The sequence below is a fragment of the Mycobacterium sp. 1245805.9 genome (genome assembly GCF_001672915.1).
Taxonomy (GTDB): domain Bacteria; phylum Actinomycetota; class Actinomycetes; order Mycobacteriales; family Mycobacteriaceae; genus Mycobacterium.
Map to the genome: position 1 here is coordinate 1 of NZ_LZKR01000073.1, position 16,208 is coordinate 16,208.

At 68.8% G+C, this 16,208-nt stretch carries 16 protein-coding genes; 7 read left to right on the forward strand and 9 right to left on the reverse strand.

Going from position 1 to position 16,208, the window contains the following annotated elements:
* Positions 1-356: 356 nt before the first annotated feature.
* The 4 genes from A9X00_RS11020 to A9X00_RS11035 are packed head-to-tail and all read right to left on the reverse strand — an operon-like array spanning position 357 to position 1,965.
* Positions 357-782, reverse strand: coding sequence for a molybdenum cofactor biosynthesis protein MoaE (locus A9X00_RS11020; protein ID WP_067152817.1), 426 nt, complete (start codon positions 780-782; stop codon positions 357-359).
* A complete protein-coding gene (locus A9X00_RS11025; protein WP_067152819.1) occupies positions 779-1,261 on the reverse strand; it encodes a molybdenum cofactor biosynthesis protein B in 483 nt (160 codons plus the stop codon). Before A9X00_RS11025 ends, A9X00_RS11020 begins: the two co-directional genes overlap by 4 nt.
* The gene (gene moaC / locus A9X00_RS11030; RefSeq protein ID WP_082975058.1) at positions 1,261-1,761 is read right to left on the reverse strand and encodes a cyclic pyranopterin monophosphate synthase MoaC; all 501 of its coding nucleotides are present in this window, start codon (positions 1,759-1,761) and stop codon (positions 1,261-1,263) included. The genes A9X00_RS11025 and moaC overlap by 1 nt, the downstream gene beginning before the upstream one ends.
* A gap of 3 nt (positions 1,762-1,764) precedes the next feature.
* Positions 1,765-1,965 (reverse strand): hypothetical protein, encoded by a 201-nt coding sequence (locus tag A9X00_RS11035; RefSeq protein WP_173817347.1) that lies wholly within the window; start codon positions 1,963-1,965, stop codon positions 1,765-1,767.
* Between the two features lie 105 nt (positions 1,966-2,070).
* Here A9X00_RS11035 and A9X00_RS11040 point away from each other — a divergent pair, with 105 nt between their 5' ends.
* Both A9X00_RS11040 and A9X00_RS11045 read left to right on the forward strand, forming a co-directional pair.
* Positions 2,071-4,323 (forward strand): helicase-associated domain-containing protein, encoded by a 2,253-nt coding sequence (locus A9X00_RS11040; RefSeq protein WP_067152822.1) that lies wholly within the window; start codon positions 2,071-2,073, stop codon positions 4,321-4,323.
* Between the two features lie 8 nt (positions 4,324-4,331).
* Positions 4,332-5,981 (forward strand): DNA repair helicase XPB, encoded by a 1,650-nt coding sequence (locus tag A9X00_RS11045; protein ID WP_067152824.1) that lies wholly within the window; start codon positions 4,332-4,334, stop codon positions 5,979-5,981.
* 193 nt (positions 5,982-6,174) lie between these two features.
* Here the strand turns inward: A9X00_RS11045 and A9X00_RS11050 are convergent, their stop codons facing one another.
* The gene (locus A9X00_RS11050; RefSeq protein WP_067152826.1) at positions 6,175-7,320 is read right to left on the reverse strand and encodes a thiolase family protein; all 1,146 of its coding nucleotides are present in this window, start codon (positions 7,318-7,320) and stop codon (positions 6,175-6,177) included.
* Between the two features lie 11 nt (positions 7,321-7,331).
* Positions 7,332-7,745, reverse strand: coding sequence for a Zn-ribbon domain-containing OB-fold protein (locus A9X00_RS11055; protein WP_067152828.1), 414 nt, complete (start codon positions 7,743-7,745; stop codon positions 7,332-7,334).
* Between the two features lie 317 nt (positions 7,746-8,062).
* Between A9X00_RS11055 and A9X00_RS11060 the strand changes: the two genes are divergently transcribed.
* Positions 8,063-8,356 carry a putative quinol monooxygenase gene (locus A9X00_RS11060; RefSeq protein ID WP_067152830.1) on the forward strand — a complete coding sequence of 98 codons (294 nt, stop codon included), beginning with the start codon at positions 8,063-8,065 and terminating at the stop codon, positions 8,354-8,356.
* Here the strand turns inward: A9X00_RS11060 and A9X00_RS11065 are convergent.
* Positions 8,353-9,342: an LLM class F420-dependent oxidoreductase gene (locus tag A9X00_RS11065; protein ID WP_067152832.1), complete on the reverse strand. Its 990-nt coding sequence runs from the start codon at positions 9,340-9,342 to the stop codon at positions 8,353-8,355. The genes A9X00_RS11060 and A9X00_RS11065 overlap by 4 nt on opposite strands.
* A gap of 94 nt (positions 9,343-9,436) precedes the next feature.
* On the opposite strand from A9X00_RS11065, the gene A9X00_RS11070 reads away from it, so the two are divergent.
* Genes A9X00_RS11070 through A9X00_RS11080 form a run of 3 tightly spaced genes read left to right on the forward strand, consistent with a single transcriptional unit; the run spans position 9,437 to position 11,769 of the window.
* Positions 9,437-9,640, forward strand: coding sequence for a hypothetical protein (locus tag A9X00_RS11070; protein WP_067152834.1), 204 nt, complete (start codon positions 9,437-9,439; stop codon positions 9,638-9,640).
* A 42-nt stretch (positions 9,641-9,682) separates the two neighbouring features.
* Positions 9,683-10,891 carry an FAD-dependent monooxygenase gene (locus A9X00_RS11075; protein ID WP_067152836.1) on the forward strand — a complete coding sequence of 403 codons (1,209 nt, stop codon included), beginning with the start codon at positions 9,683-9,685 and terminating at the stop codon, positions 10,889-10,891.
* Positions 10,892-10,911: 20 nt separating this feature from the next.
* Positions 10,912-11,769, forward strand: a complete 858-nt coding sequence (locus A9X00_RS11080; protein ID WP_067152838.1) for an LLM class F420-dependent oxidoreductase — start codon at positions 10,912-10,914, stop codon at positions 11,767-11,769.
* Between the two features lie 66 nt (positions 11,770-11,835).
* Here A9X00_RS11080 and A9X00_RS11085 read toward each other — a convergent pair whose 3' ends face one another.
* Together A9X00_RS11085 and A9X00_RS11090 are read right to left on the reverse strand one after the other, a co-directional pair.
* Positions 11,836-13,980 (reverse strand): 3-hydroxyacyl-CoA dehydrogenase NAD-binding domain-containing protein, encoded by a 2,145-nt coding sequence (locus A9X00_RS11085; protein ID WP_067152840.1) that lies wholly within the window; start codon positions 13,978-13,980, stop codon positions 11,836-11,838.
* Between the two features lie 4 nt (positions 13,981-13,984).
* Positions 13,985-15,196 carry an acetyl-CoA C-acetyltransferase gene (locus tag A9X00_RS11090; protein WP_067152842.1) on the reverse strand — a complete coding sequence of 404 codons (1,212 nt, stop codon included), beginning with the start codon at positions 15,194-15,196 and terminating at the stop codon, positions 13,985-13,987.
* 176 nt (positions 15,197-15,372) lie between these two features.
* Here A9X00_RS11090 and A9X00_RS11095 point away from each other — a divergent pair.
* Positions 15,373-16,208, forward strand: an 836-nt coding sequence (locus tag A9X00_RS11095) for an aminotransferase class I/II-fold pyridoxal phosphate-dependent enzyme (RefSeq protein ID WP_156772034.1), incomplete at its 3' end; no start/stop codon positions are given.

Here is a 16,208-nt window from a genome sequence, read left to right on the forward strand (position 1 = left end):
CCGCCGCTGCCGGCCTGTCCGAAGAGTCCTCCGCCGGCCCCGCCGGTGACGCTGACGTCGTTCGGCCAGCCGGCACCGCCGCCGGCGGACGTGACGCCCCCGGCGCCTCCCGCGGACGCCATGCCGCCCGCGCCTCCCGCCGATGTACCCCCGCCGGCTGACTCACCCCGCACTGAGGGCGTGGGCTTCACCCGGCAACTGTGGGAAGCGATCCGGGTCGCGGACATCCACGGGAACGATGCGCTGGATGCCCTGGCGCAACCGCCCCAGGCCAGCTGACTCCTCCACTTAACTCAGAAGACGCCCGGCGCTCTCCCGCGAAACCTGCCGATTGCGGGAGGGCGCCCGGGTCGTCTTTAGGCCGAGCCCACCCATTCTTCGGTTCCGTCGTCAAAGAACTGGTGCTTCCACACCGGTAGCCGCGCCTTGATGGTGTCCACCAGTTGGGCGCACGTCTCGAACGCCGCCTGCCGATGGTCGGCGGCGACCGCGGCCACCAGCGCCGCCTCCCCGATGTGCAGCACGCCGATGCGGTGGCTGGCCGCGATCGCCCGCACCCCGCGGGACGACTCGGCGACCTCGCCGACGACATCGGCCAGCACCTGCTCGGCCGAAGGATGCGCGGAATACTCCAACCGCACCACCCGCCGGCCACCGTCGTGGTCGCGAATCATGCCGACAAACCCGACGACCGCCCCGGCCGACTGATGGCCCACCAGCTCTTCGTGCTCCGCCAGCACGATCGGCTCTTCGGTCATGGCGGCGCGCAGCACGCGGGTCATCCCTGGTGATCCCCGCCGGCGAGTTGGTCGAGCGCATGGTCGAGCACATCGGCGAGCACGCCGAGCCCGTCGCGCACCCCGCCTGGTGATCCGGGCAGATTCACGATCAGCGTGCGGCCCGCGACACCGCAGACGCCGCGCGACAGCACCGACGTCGGCACCTTGGGCTGCCCCACGCGGCGGATGGCGTCGGCGAGCCCGGGGATCATGTAGTCCAGCACCGCCACCGTCTGGTCCGGGGTGCCGTCGCTGGGCGAGATACCGGTGCCGCCCGAGGTGATGATCAGGTCGACCTCGGCGTCGAGCGCCCCACGCAGCGCCTCGCCGACCGGCTCGCCGTCGGCCACCACCTCGGGCTGCGCGGGCGAAAAGTCATGTTGTTCAAGCCATTCCGCGATGATCGGTCCGCAACGGTCGTCGTACACGCCGGACGACGCACGGGTCGACGCGATGATTATTCGTGCGGATCGCGCGCCCATCACCGCTCCCAATTTCCGGTCTTGCCGCCCTGCTTGCGAAGCACCCGAATGTCATCGAGACGGGCGGCCGGGTCAACAGCTTTGATCATGTCGTACAGCGTGAGCCCTGCCACGCTGACGGCGGTCAGCGCCTCCATCTCCACGCCCGTGCGGTCGGTGCTGCGCACGGTCGCGGTGATCTCGATGTCCGAATCGCCGACGGCGAAATCGACGTCCACCCCGGTGAGTGCGAGCTGATGACACAGTGGGATCAGGTCGCTGGTGCGCTTCGCCGCCAGAATGCCGGCCACCCGCGCGGTGGCTAACGCGTCGCCCTTGGGCAGGCCGCCGGTCGAGACGAGCGCCACCACCTCCGGCGAGGTGCGCAACGCGCCCGCCGCGACGGCGGTGCGCCGCGTGGCGCCCTTTTCCGTGACGTCGACCATGTGCGCCGCCCCCCGCTCGTCCAGGTGCGAGAGCGTGCCTGCCGAGGCCTTGCCGGCCTCTGGGGCCCTAGCCATGGGTTATCGGTTGACGACCGTGACCGGGTGAACGTAGGGCAGGTCGGTCGCGGGCAACGGGAAGACCAGCTCGCCGAAGGGTGACAGCGCACCCGTCCGGTCGCTCACCAGTTCGCTCACGGCGTGGTCGTCCGGGTCCGTCGTCGGCCAGCCGTTGTCGACGTAGTTGGTCTTGCGCGCCTTGCCTTCAGCAGAGTCAGCCACGGGGTCCATTCTGACAGGTGGCGCCCGCGCCCGCGGCGCAAGCCCACGCTGACCGTGGGATTTGCGTGCGAGCCGGTCGCGCGGACTGCTTTACGCTGGTCAGCAATGACCGATAACACCCCGGACATCCCGCTGGGGTCCTGGCTGGCCGACTTGCCCGACGAGCGGCTGATCCGACTGCTGGAACTCCGGCCAGACCTCGCCCAGCCGCCGCCTGGCAGCATCGCGGCGCTGGCCGCGCGCGCCCAGGCGCGCCAGTCGGTCAAGGCCGCCACCGACGACCTGGACTTCTTGCGGCTGGCGGTGCTCGACGCGCTGCTGGTGCTGCAGGCCGATTCCGCCCCGGTGCAAATCGCCAAGCTGCTCGCCCTCATCGGCGACCGCGCCCCCGAAGCCGACGTTCTCGGCGCACTGGACGACCTGCGGCAGCGCGCACTGGTCTGGGGGGATGCCGCGGTCCGGGTGGCCGCCGACGCCGGCACCGCCTTGCCGTGGCACCCGGGGCAGGTCACGCTCGAGGACAGCTCCCGCACGGGCGAGGAAATCGCCGGCCTCATCGACGCCCTCGACCAGGCCCAGCTCGACGTGCTCCAAAAGCTGCTCGAGGGTTCGCCGATGGGCCGCACCCGCGACGCCGCCCCCGGTGCCCCAGCGGATCGGCCGGTCCCGCAGCTGCTGGCGACGGGTCTGCTGCGGCGCATCGATGCCGAGACCGTGATCCTGCCCCGGCACGTCGGGCAGGTGCTGCGGGGCGAGGACCCCGGTCCGATGCAGCTGACGGCGCCCGACCCGGTGGTGTCGACCACCACCGCGGACGACGTGGATGCGGTGGCCGCCGGAGCCGTCATCGACCTGCTCCGCGAGTTCGACGTGCTGCTGCAAACCCTCGGCGCCGCACCGGTTTCCGAGCTTCGCAGCGGCGGACTGGGCATTCGCGACCTCAAGCGGCTGGCCAAGACGACCGGCGTCGAGGAACCGCGGCTGGGGCTGATCCTCGAGCTGGCCGCCGCGGCGGGATTGATCGCCAGCGGCATGCCCGACCCGGAACCCGCCGACGGCGAGGGACCGTACTGGGCGCCGACGGCGGCCATCGAACGGTTCTCGTCGATGACCGCCGCCGAGCGTTGGCACCTGCTGGCCAGCACCTGGCTCGACCTGCCGGGCCGGCCGGCGTTGATCGGCACCCGCGGTCCCGACGCCAAACCCTATGGCGCCCTGACGGATTCGCTGTATTCGACAGCCGCGCCGCTGGACCGCCGACTGCTGCTGGGCGTGCTGTCCGGCCTGCCGCCCGGGGCCGGCGTCGACGCCGTCACCGCCTCGGCGGCGCTGATCTGGCGGCGTCCGCGCTGGGCCAGAAGGCTGCAGCCGCAACCCGTTTCCGATCTACTGACCGAATGCCACGCGCTGGGCCTGGTCGGTCGCGGGGCGATCAGCACGCCCGGGCGAGCGCTGCTGGACGACGCCGGCGATCCGGAGCTCGCCGTGCAGGCGATGGCGCGGGCCATGCCCGCACCGATCGACCACTTCCTGCTGCAGGCCGACCTGACCGTCGTCGTGCCCGGCCCACTGCAACGCGACCTCGCCGAGGACCTTGCCACCGTCGCCACCGTCGAATCGGCCGGCACGGCGATGGTGTATCGCATCAGCGAGCAGTCCATCCGGCACGCGCTCGACATCGGCAAGACCCGCGACTGGATGCACGACCTTTTCAGCAAGCACTCCAAAACCCCGGTGCCGCAAGGACTCACCTACCTGATCGACGACGTCGCCCGCCGCCATGGCCAGCTGCGGATCGGCATGGCCGCGTCGTTCGTGCGGTGCGAGGATCCGGTGCTGCTGGCCCAGGCGGTGGCGGCCGCGGAGGACCTGCAGTTGCGCGCCCTGGCCCCGACGGTCGCTGTGTCGCCGGCGCCCATCGCCGAGGTGCTCGTCAGGCTCCGCCACGCGGGCTTCGCCCCGGCCGCCGAGGACTCCTCCGGTTCGATCGTCGACGTCCGGCCCCGCGGGGCGAGGGTGCCTACGCCGCCGCAGCGCCGGCCCTACCGGCCCACGCCGCGTCCCAGCGGCGAGACGCTGAACGCCGTCGTCTCGGTGCTGCGCAAGGTGACGGCCGCGCCGTTCGGGAACATCCGCGTCGACCCCGCGGTCACCATGTCGATGTTGCAGCGCGCGGCCAGGGACCAGGACACGCTGGTGATCGGGTACCTGGACGCCGCCGGGGTGGCCACCCAGCGGGTCGTCTCGCCGATCTCCGTCCGGGGCGGGCAGCTGGTGGCCTTCGATTCGGCGTCGGGCCGGCTGCGTGACTTCGCCATCCACCGCATCACGTCGGTGGTGTCGGCGGAGTCCGGATAATGGGTCAAATGACCGACGGACCATTGATCGTGCAGTCCGACAAGACGGTGCTGCTCGAAGTGGATCACGAGCTGGCCGGCGCCGCGCGCGCCGCCATCGCGCCGTTCGCCGAGCTGGAACGCGCGCCGGAGCACGTGCACACTTACCGCATCACGCCGCTGGCGCTGTGGAACGCCCGCGCCGCCGGCCACGACGCCGAACAGGTCGTCGACGCGCTGGTCAGCTTCTCCCGCTACGCCGTGCCCCAGCCGCTGCTGGTCGACATCGTCGACACGATGGCCCGCTACGGCCGGCTGCAGCTCGTCAAGCACCCGGCACACGGCCTGACGCTGGTCAGCTTCGATCGCGCGGTGCTCGAGGAGGTGCTGCGCAACAAGAAGATCACGCCGATGCTGGGCGCGCGCATCGACGAGGACACCGTCGTCGTCCACCCCAGCGAGCGCGGGCGGGTCAAGCAGATGCTCCTCAAGATCGGCTGGCCCGCAGAGGATCTCGCCGGCTACGTCGACGGTGAGGCGCACCCGATCAGCCTCGAGCAGGACGGTTGGCATCTGCGCGACTACCAACAGTTGGCCGCGGACTCGTTCTGGTCGGGCGGTTCCGGGGTGGTGGTGCTGCCCTGCGGTGCCGGCAAGACGCTCGTCGGCGCGGCCGCGATGGCCAAAGCCGGTGCGACGACGCTGATTCTGGTCACCAACATCGTCGCCGCCCGGCAGTGGAAACGCGAGCTGGTCGCACGCACCTCGCTGACCGAGGACGAGATCGGCGAATACTCCGGTGAGCGCAAGGAGATTCGGCCGGTCACCATCTCGACGTACCAGATGATCACCCGTCGCACCAAGGGCGAATACCGGCACCTGGAGCTCTTCGACAGCCGCGACTGGGGGCTGATCATCTACGACGAGGTACACCTGCTGCCGGCTCCCGTGTTCCGGATGACCGCCGACCTGCAGTCCAAGCGGCGACTTGGCCTGACCGCCACGTTGATCCGCGAAGACGGCCGCGAGGGCGACGTGTTTTCCCTGATCGGCCCGAAGCGCTACGACGCGCCGTGGAAGGACATCGAGGCGCAGGGCTGGATCGCGCCGGCGGAGTGCGTCGAGGTACGGGTGACCATGACCGACAACGAGCGGATGATGTACGCCACCGCCGAACCCGAAGAGCGGTACCGGCTGTGCTCGACGGTGCACACCAAAATTGCTGTGGTCAAGTCGATTTTGGAAAAGCATCCCGGCGAGCAGACGCTGGTGATCGGCGCCTACCTGGATCAGCTCGACGAGCTCGGCGCCGCGCTGGACGCCCCGGTGATCCAGGGATCGACGCGAACCAAGGAACGCGAAGCGCTGTTCGACGCCTTTCGCCGCGGCGAGGTGTCCACCCTGGTCGTGTCCAAGGTGGCGAACTTCTCCATCGACTTGCCGGAAGCGTCTGTGGCCGTGCAGGTTTCGGGAACTTTCGGCTCGCGCCAAGAAGAGGCCCAGCGGCTGGGCCGACTATTGCGGCCCAAGCACGACGGCGGCGGCGCCATGTTCTACTCGGTGGTGGCCCGCGACAGCCTGGACGCCGACTATGCCGCGCATCGCCAGCGCTTCCTCGCAGAGCAGGGCTACGGCTACATCATCCGCGACGCGGACGACCTGCTGGGCCCGGCGATCTAACCGCAAGCAGACGAAAGTCGCCCAAACACTCGGTTTAGGGATTTGCGTCTCGCTCGAAAATGAGCCGAAATCCCACAGCGCCGAACGTGAAGCCACTGCGCAAAATCGCGCTGGTTTTCGCAACCACTTCACGCTCGGTGCTGGTGCGATTCGGACGGCGGGGCATTTCAGCCGCGCGCGCTCGCGATAGGAACTACAGCGACAGGATCGTCGCCGACGCGGTTCCCGGTGCTCCGTACACCTGGGCCAGGCCCACGCGCGGGTTGCCGGGCACCTGACGCTCGCCCGCCTCGCCGCGCAGCTGGCGCACCAGCTCGTGCATCTGCCGCAGGCCCGACGCGCCGATCGGCTCGCCGTTGGCGATCAGCCCGCCGTCGGTGTTGACCGGCATCGTCCCGTGAATCTCGGTGGCACCGTCGGCGAGCAGCTTCTCCTGCTCACCGTCGGCGCACAGGCCGGTCTCGGCCATGTGGATGACCTCGTTGCCGGCGTCGGTGTCTTGCAGTTGGGCCACGTCGACGTCCTCGGGCCCGATGCCGGCGGCCTCGTAGGCCGCCTTGGACGCGTACACCGTCGGCGAGACGTCCTCGTCCAGCGGGGCGAAGGTGGCGTGCACCTCGTAGGCGCCGTACCGGCGGGTGCGGATTTCGCAGGCCCGGACGTACACGGGCTTGTCGGTGTACTTGTGCGCGAGGTCGGCCCGGCACATGACCACCGCCGCGGCGCCCTCGTCGGGCGCGCAGAACATGTACTGCGTCAGCGGGTAGTTGAGCACCGGCGACTTGAGGATCTCTTCCTCGGGAATCGGCTTGCGGCGGAACGCATTCGGGTTGAGCGCGCCGTTGCGGAAGTTCTTGGCCGCGACCTTGGCCAGCGTGGCCTGGGAGATGTTGTGGTCGTGGATGTACTTGTTGGCCTTCATGCCGAAGAACTTGGTCGTGACGAACTGCCCGTTCTGCGCGTACCACTGCGGCAGCGCCAGCTTGGCGGGGTCGTCGGTGAACGCGCCGCGCGGGTGCTTGTCCAGGCCGATGGCGATGCCGATGTCGTACTTGCCCAGCCGGATGGTGTCGGCGGTCTGCTGAATCGCGCTGGCCGCGGTGGCGCACGCGTTGAACACGTTGGTGAACGTGATGCCGGTCAGCCCGACCAGGCGGGTCACGGCGTCGGGGTTGGACACCTCGTGGCTGCCGCCGAAGCCGAACTGGATGTCCTTCCACTCCAGGTGGGCGTCGGCCAGCGCGGACTGGATGGCCTCGGCCCCCATCTGCATCGCGGTCTTGTCGAACCTGCCGAACGGGTGCAGCCCCACGCCGATGATGGCAACGTCATTAGTCATCTCAGGCCTCCTCAGACCGGCTGGAAAGCGAACGTCATGACCTCGGCGCCCTCGTCGTCCGTGGTCAACGGCACCATGGTCAACTCGACCTCTTGACCGAATTGCAGCTTGGCCGGGTCGTTTTCGGTCAGCCGCGCCTCGACTCGAATGATGTCGCCCAGCTGCACCAGCCCGACGCCGAACGGCACGAAGTCGTTGCCCGTCGGGCCGGCGTACGGCGCCCCAGGCGGGAAGCCCTGGGTGGTCCACGCCACCAGGGTGCCGCGGCGAGGCAACAGCAACTCGGTCATCTCGCCGCCGCTGCAGCGCGGGCACCACTGCTGCACCGGGAACGTCGTGGCGCCGCAGTTGCCGCAGCGACTCCCGATCAGCTGTGGGTTCTCGTCGGGCCAGGTCGAGATTTCGGGGGCCAGCGCCTTCTGCATTAAGGGATCCTCCAGCGTCCGAACAGAACAATGCTAACTGAACCGTATAACAGCTTTCCGAAAAGTGGAAACCACATTCTCATTGTCGCCTATCCACATCTCGTTCGCTAACACAGGCCCCCCAGATCCCTGGCGCAGGCGGTCGATGCTTGCCCGCCTCCGAGCGACAACCTGGCCCCGGTCCGCCGCCTCCCCTGGCACTGTCGCTATGAGGCGGGCACATCGGGCATCTCCTCGGCGAGAGACTGGTGTGGCGGTCTGACCGCCCCCGGCACGTTATGGTGTCGGAGCCCCGAGTCGACGATGAGGAGACGTCTATGCCGGTCACGGTGCTACTCGAACTCAGGTTGAAGCCCGAGGCGGTGTCCGCGGCGCGGGAGGTCATGGGCCGGGCGCTGCAAGACACCCGGGCGTTCGAGGGGAACCTCGTCACCGACGTGCTGGTCGATGAGGACGACGAGGCGCACTGGGTGATTTACGAACTGTGGGACACGGTCGAGCACGACGAGGCCTACCGCGCGTTCCGGGCCGGCGAGGGCAAACTGACCGAGTTGCCCCCGCTGCTCGCCGCGCCCCCGGTCAAGACGCGGTACGCCACCACCGATATCTAGCTCAGCGCGGGGATGACTTCCCGCTCGAACAGCTCGATGCCCGAGCGGTCGTACGCGGCCTCCGGGAAATAGCAGATCGCGTATTCACAGCCGAGGTCGCGGATCCTGGCGAGCCGCTCGATCGCCTGTTCCGCGGTGCCGACCGCCGAATCCGGACCGGTGGTGCCGGCGATCATCGCATCGGCGGCGGCTTCGGGCACATAGCCGACCAACCGGTCGCGCACCCGTCGCAGCCGGTCCTTGACGTCGTCGTCGGACGTTCCGATGATCGCGTTGACGTTGACCGAACGCACGATCGCCCCGAAGTCGGTACCGACGTCGCGGCAATGCCCTTCCAGCACCGACGACTTGTGCGCGAACGCGTCGGGCTCCGGGGTGAAGTTGGTGTACTGCGCGTATTTCGCGGCGATGCGCAGCGTCACCTTCTCGCCGCCGCCGGCGATCCACAGCGGTATGCCGTTGCCCTGCAAGGGCTTCGGCGCGACGATCGCGCCGTCGACCTGGTAGTGCTCGCCATCGAAGCTGACCTTGCCGTCGCGCCACGCGTCGCGCATGATCTGCACACCCTCGTCCAGCCGGCCCAACCGCACCTTGGCCGACGGGAAACCGTAACCGTAAGCGCGCCACTCGTGTTCGTACCAGCCGCCGCCGATCCCCATCTGGATGCGGCCGCCGGAGATGATGTCCGCCGTCGCGGCCACCTTGGCCAGGTACACCGGATTGCGGTAACTCATCGCCGTGCACATCTGGCCGAGCTTGATCCGCGACGTCGTCGCCGCATACGCCGCCATCAGCGACCACGCCTCGTGGGTGGCCTCGCCCGTCGGCATCGGGACGGTGTGGAAGTGGTCGTATACCCACAGCGAGTCCCAGGCGCCGTCGTCGGCGTAGGCGGCCAGGTCGCGCATCACCGCCCACTGCTTTTCGGGATCGATGCCGACGAGATCCATCCGCCAGCCTTGCGGGATAAAGAGACCGAAGCGCATAGCAAGGGACTTTAGCCCGGTGACGATGCGGCCTCACAGCGGATCAAAAGCTCGGACTCAGCCGTCGCCGACGACCGAGCCTTAGACATGACGCATGACAAACCTCGGGCACCAAACCACTCCACGCCGTCGGCCAGGCCTCGCGATCCAGCTGATCTTCGCGGGTGCCGCGGCCGCCGCGGTGCTGGCGCTATTCAACGCCTCGCCGCCCTTCCCCACCGATGACACGAATTTCGTCAACGACAACGGCCAGACCTCGGGCGACATCTTCCAGCAGAACGCCCAGGACCAGAACTAGCGCTGCTTCCGGGGCCAATACCGGCGGTTAGGCTTAGCCGCTATGCGGGTTCTGATCTCCGGCGCCAGCATCGCCGGGCCAGTGCTGGCGTACTGGCTCACCCGCCACGGCTTCGACGTCACCGTGGTCGAGCGCGCGGCGACGCTGCGCAAGACGGGCGGCCACGCCGTCGACCTGTTCCGCCCGGCGATGGAAATCTCGGCGAAGATGGGCGTCTTGCCCCGCATCGAGGCGCTCGCCACCGGAACCGACCGACTGACGATGTATCGGGAAGGCCGGCCCCAGCCCACCGAGGTCGACCTCACCAAGCTGGTCGGCATTGCCTCCGACCGGCACGTGGAGATCATGCGCGACGACCTCAGCGAGATCTATTACGACGCCGGCCGCGACGACGTCGAGTACCTCTTCGGCGATTCCATCACGGCGATCGAGCCCGACGGCGAGGTCACCTTCGAGCGCGCGCCCGCCCGCAGCTTCGACGTCATCGTCGGCGCCGACGGGCTGCACTCCAACGTCCGGCGCCTGGTATTCGGCGAGGAGGCCGGCCTCACCCGCTTCATCGGTGGCTACCTGGCGGTGGTGTCGGCGCCCAAGACGCTGGCCGTCCCCGGCGAAATGCTCGGCCACATCGGCGTCGGCCGACTCGTGGCGGTCTACACCGCGGATCATCTGGACGACGCCCGGCTGGTATTCATGTTCCGCAGCAAAGAGGAGCTCGACTACGACTATCGGGATTCGTTGCGGCAGAAGGAATTACTCCGCGATGCCTTCGCGGGGATGCACCCGCAGGTGGACGACTGGCTGGGGGAAATCGACCGGACGCCGACGTTCTACTTCGACGCGATCAGCCAGCTGCGTATGAACATCTGGTCGCGGCGCCGGGTCACCCTCGTCGGAGACGCCGGGTATTGCCCAGGCCCCGCGGTCGGCGGCAGCACCAGCCTCGCCGTGCTGGGCGCCTACGTGCTGGCCGGGGAACTCGCCCGCGCCGACGGCGATCACCTGCGCGCGTTCGCGGCCTACGAGCTGGAGATGCGCGAGCCGGTGCATCGCAGCCGGTCCTTCGCGCGGGGCGCCGCCAGGACCATCATCCCCGGCTCCCGAGCCGGCGTCTGGGCGTTAACCCGTGGGGTCCAACTGATCTCGTTGATGCCCGGGTCGCTGTCCAGAGGGTTGGCAAAGCTGAACACCAAGGGCGTGCGCATATACGACTCGATGCGGGTGCCCGACTACAGCGAAGTCGAAGTGTGACACGAAGGGGATGATCGCCCGTGGACCTTGGCGGCGTGGGTATCTGGAGCAGCCAACTGCGCTACGGCGACGCGGCCGAGATCGCGGACGCGGCAGCGGAATTGGACGAGCTAGGCTTCACGGCGCTGTGGATCCCCGACGTGGGCGGACCGGTGTTCGACGCGGTGGGTCACCTGCTTGCCGCGACCAAGCGGACCGTGATCGCCACGGGGATCCTCAATCTCTGGATGCACTCGGCCGGCGACGTCGCCGAATCCTTCGCCGCGCTCACCGCCGAGCACGGCGACCGCTTCCTGCTGGGGATCGGCGTCAGCCACGCGCCCCTCATCGACGCCGGCGAGCCGGGGCGGTATCGCAAGCCGCTGGCGGCGACGGCGTCGTTCCTGGACGGGCTGGACGCCGCACCCCGGCCCGTGCCCACCGAAGCCCGCGTCCTCGCCGCGCTCGGCCCCAAGATGCTCGAACTGTCGGCGACCCGCGCCCGCGGCGCCCACCCCTATCTCGTCACCCCCGAGCACACCGCTTCCGCCCGTTCGGCTTTGGGCGAGGGCCCGTTGCTGCTGCCCGAGCAGACCGTGATCCTCACCGACGACGCCGACGAGGCGCGCCGCGTCGGAACCGATTGGCTGCGGGCGTTATTGGCGTTGCCCAACTACGCGAACAACCTGCGGCGCAGCGGTTTCTCCGAAGACGACCTGGCCCAGGTCAGCGATCGGCTGCTCACCGCGATCATCGCCTGGGGCGACGAAGCTGCCGTCATGCGCAGGGTCGCCGAGCACCGGGCGGCCGGCGCCGACCACGTCTGCGTCCAGGTGGTGACGGCCGACCCGAGCGCCTTCCCCCGCGAGCAATGGCGCCGAATCGCCGCCGCCCTCTGAGCGCGAGCAGACGCAAAAGCACCCGAAAACACTAGGTTTTGGGGGCTTTTGCGTCTGGTGGCCGAGCTACGTCAGCGAGGCCGGCGGCAGGAAGCGGTCACCGTACTTGGCGGCCAGCTCGCGGGCACGGGCGACGAAGGCGTCCTTGCCGATCCCGCCCGGCCCCTCGTAGCCGACGATGAACTGCGCGCTACCACCGGTCCACGGGGGAAACCCGATGCCCATGATCGAGCCGATGTTGGCGTCGGCCGTTGACGTCAGCACGCCCTCGTCGAGGCACTTCTGGGTTTCCAGCGCCTCGGCGAACAGCATCCGGTCGATCATGTCCTGCAGCGGCGGCTGCGACGCACCGGACTTGAACGTCTCGCGCAGGCCCGGCCACAGCTGGGTGCGCTTGCCGTCGACGTACTCGTAGAAGCCGGCACCCTTCAACCGCGACGGGCGGCCGAGCTCGATCATCTTGTCGACCACGGCCTCGGCCGGGTGCGGCTCGTAGGTGCCGCCGGCGTCCTCGACGCCCTTGCGGGTGGCCGCGGCGATCTTGTGCATCAGCTCCAGGTTGAGCTCGTCGGACAGCTGCAGCGGCGGGGCCGGGTAGCCGGCCTGCGACCCGGCGTGCTCGATGCTGGCGGGCTCGACGCCCTCACCAAGCATCGCCAACGCCTCGTTCACGAACGTGCCGATGACGCGGCTGGTGAAGAAGCCGCGGCTGTCGTTGACGACGATCGGGGTTTTGCCGATGGCCAGCGTGTAGTCGAATACCCGGGCCAGCGCCTCGTCGGAAGTCTTCTCGCCCTTGATGATTTCGACCAGCGGCATCTTGTCGACCGGGGAGAAGAAGTGGATCCCGATGAAGTCCTCCTGCCGCTTCACGCCGGTCGCCAGACCGGTGATCGGCAGCGTGGAGGTGTTGGACCCCAGCAGCGCGTTGGGCTCGACGATGTCCTCGATCTCTTGGAACACCTTATGTTTGAGGTCCTGGTTCTCGAAGACCGCCTCGATGACGAAGTCGACGCCCTTGAAGTCGGCGGGGTCGGCCGACGGCGTGATGCGGTCCAGTAGCGCCTTGCTCTTCTCCTCGGTGGTCTTGCCCCGCTGAAGCGCCTTGGCCTCAAGCTTTTCCGAGTAATTCTTGCCCTTCTCGGCGGCCTCGATGCTGACGTCCTTGAGCACGACGTCGTACCCGGCCTTGGCCGACACGTAGGCGATGCCGGCGCCCATCATGCCCGCACCCAGCACGCCGATCTTGTTGATCTTGACCGGCTCGATGCCGTCCGGCCGCGACCCGCCGCCGTTGATGTGCTGCAGGTCGAAGAAGAACGCCTGGATCATGTTCTTGGCGACCTGGCCGGTGACCAGTTGCGTGAAGTAGCGGCTCTCGATGCGGGTGGCGGTGTCGAAGTCCACCTGCGTGCCCTCGACGGCCGCGGCCAGGATGGCCCGCGGCGCCGGCATCGGCGCGCCCTTGAGCTGCTTGCGCAGCAACGACGGGAACGACGGCAGGATGGCCGCCAGCGCCGGTGACGACGGGGTGCCGCCGGGAATCTTGTAGCCCTTGACGTCCCAGGGCTGGGTGTGCGACTCGGGGTTGGCCTTGATCCACGCCTTCGCCGCCGGCACCAATTCTTCGACGCTAGAGACGATCTCGTCGACGAGGCCGTTGTCCTTGGCCGCGGCCGGCTTGAAGCGGGTGCCCTGGCTCAGCACGTTGACGAAGGCGTTCTGGATGCCCAGCATCCGCACGGTGCGGGTGACGCCGCCGCCGCCGGGCAGCAGGCCCAGCGTGACCTCGGGCAGCCCGATCTGGACGCCCTTGACGTCGGCGACGATGCGGTGATGACAGGCGAGCGCGATCTCCAGGCCGCCGCCCAGCGCCGCGCCGTTGATGGCGGCCACCACCGGCTTGCCCAGGGTCTCCAGCGTGCGCAGGTCACGCTTGACCGCCTCGACGGTGTCGAACGCCTCGCCGGCGTTCTCGGGGCCGAGCTTGATCATGCCCTTCAGGTCACCACCGGCGAAGAACGTCTTCTTGGCGCTGGTGATCACCACACCGGTGATCGAATCCTTCTCGGCGACAAGGCGTTCGACGGCCTTGTGCATCGACTCCTTGTAATGCTCATTCATCACGTTGGCCGACCCGGTCGGGTCGTCCAGCGTCAGCGTGACGATGCCGTCGGCGTCCTTGTCCCACTGAATGGTGTTCTCTGCCATGGTCTTAAACCCTCTCAATAATGGTGGCGACGCCCATGCCGCCGCCGATGCACAGCGTGATCAGCGCACGCCGGGCGCCGCGGCGCTCGAGCTCGTCGACCATGGTGCCCAGGATCATGGCGCCGGTGGCGCCCAGCGGGTGGCCCATCGCGATGGCGCCACCGTTGACGTTGAGCTTCTCGTCCGGAATGTTCAGGTCCTTCTGGAACTTCAGGACGACCGACGCGAACGCCTCGTTCAACTCGAACAGGTCGATGTCGTCGACGGTAAGTCCGGCCCGGTCCAGCACCTTTTGGGTGGCCGGCGTCGGGCCGGTGAGCATGATGGTCGGGTCGGCGCCGGTGGTGGCGGTGGCCACGATGCGGGCGCGCGGCGTCAGGCCCTGCGACGTGCCGGCCCTCTCGTTGCCGATGAGCACCAGCGCGGCGCCGTCGACGATGCCCGAGCTGTTGCCGCCGGTGTGGACGTGGTTGATCTTTTCGACCCAGTGATACTTCTGCAGCGCCACGTCGTCGAAGCCGGCCATCGCGGCCAGGCCCTCGAAAGCGGGCTTCAGCTTGCCCAGGCCCTCCATCGTGGTGTCGGGGCGCATGTGCTCGTCGTGGTCGAGGATCAGCAGCCCGTTCTGGTCGCGGACGGGAACCACCGACTTGGCGAAGTAGCCGCCGGACCAGGCCGCCGCCGCCAGCTCCTGCGAGCGCAGCGCGTAGGCGTCGACGTCCTCGCGGGAGAAGCCCTCGATGGTGGCGATCAGGTCCGCGCCGATGCCCTGGGGGACGATGTACGCGTCGTAGGAGGTGGCCGGGTCGGCCATCATCGCGCCGCCGTCGGAGCCCATCGGAACGCGGCTCATCGACTCCACGCCGCCCCCGAGCACCAGGTCGTCCCAGCCGGAGCGGACCTTCTGCGCGGCGGTGTTGACGGCCTCCAGGCCCGAGGCGCAGAACCGGTTGAGCTGCACGCCGCCGACGGTGTCGGGCATACCGGCCGCGATCACCGCGGTGCGGGCGATGTCGCCGCCCTGGTCGCCCACGGGTGAAACGCAGCCCAGGACGACGTCACTGATCAGGCTCTCGTCCAGGTCGGGGTGGCGCCTGCGCAGCTCCTCGATCAGGCCGACGACCAGGTTCAGCGGCTTGACCTCGTTCAACGAGCCGTTCTTCTGCTTGCCGCGGGGGGTGCGGATCGCCTCGTAGATGAAGGCTTCTTCGGACATGTCGGCTTCCTCTTCACAAATGGGGGTTCGGATCCGGATTACACCCTAAACCAACCTGTTGGTTGGGAGTAATGGCGCTGGTCAGGACGCCGACTGTGCGGCCAGCCGCACGCTGGGCGCCGAACGTGCGGCCAGCCGCACGTTCGGTGAGAGCGCCGGCCTTAAGCTCGACCCCCATGACGGTGTCGCGACTGCGGCCCTACGCGACGACGGTGTTCGCCGAGATGTCGGCGCTGGCCGCGCGGATCGGCGCGGTGAACCTCGGCCAGGGCTTCCCCGACGAGGACGGGCCCCCCGCGTTGCTGAAGGCCGCCCAGGACGCCATCGCCGCGGGCGCCAACCAGTACCCGCCCGGCATCGGCGTCGCGCCGCTGCGCCAGGCCATCTCCGCGCATCGGCGCCGGCACTTCGGCATCGAGTACGACCCCGACACCGAGATATTGGTGACGGTCGGGGCCACCGAGGCCATCGCGGCGTCGGTAATCGGGCTGGTCGAGCCGGGCTCGGAGGTGGTGCTCATCGAACCCTTCTACGACTCCTACTCGCCGGTGGTCGCGATGGCCGGCGCGCACCGGGTTGCGGTGCCACTGGTGCCCGACGGCCGTGGCTTCGCGCTGGACGCCGACGCCCTGCGGCGCGCGGTGACGCCGCGGACCCGCGCCCTGATCGTCAACTCGCCGCACAACCCCACCGGAACGGTGCTGAGCCCGACCGATATCACCGCCATCGCCGAGATCGCGGTGGCCGCCGACCTTTTGGTGATCACCGACGAGGTGTACGAGCACCTGGTCTTCGACGGCAACCGCCACCTCCCGCTGGCCGGCTTAGACGGCATGGCCGAGCGCACGCCGGCGATGAGTTGCGCTGGGCCGCAGGCCCACCCGATCTTCCATCCGGTGCAGTTGAACATCTTGGCCGCGCTGGAGATCGTGATGGTGCGCTCGGCCATGCCGTCTAAGCCGGCCAGCGGGAGGTGGCGGTTGCCGTCGAAGACCAGGTGCTCGCGCTGTTC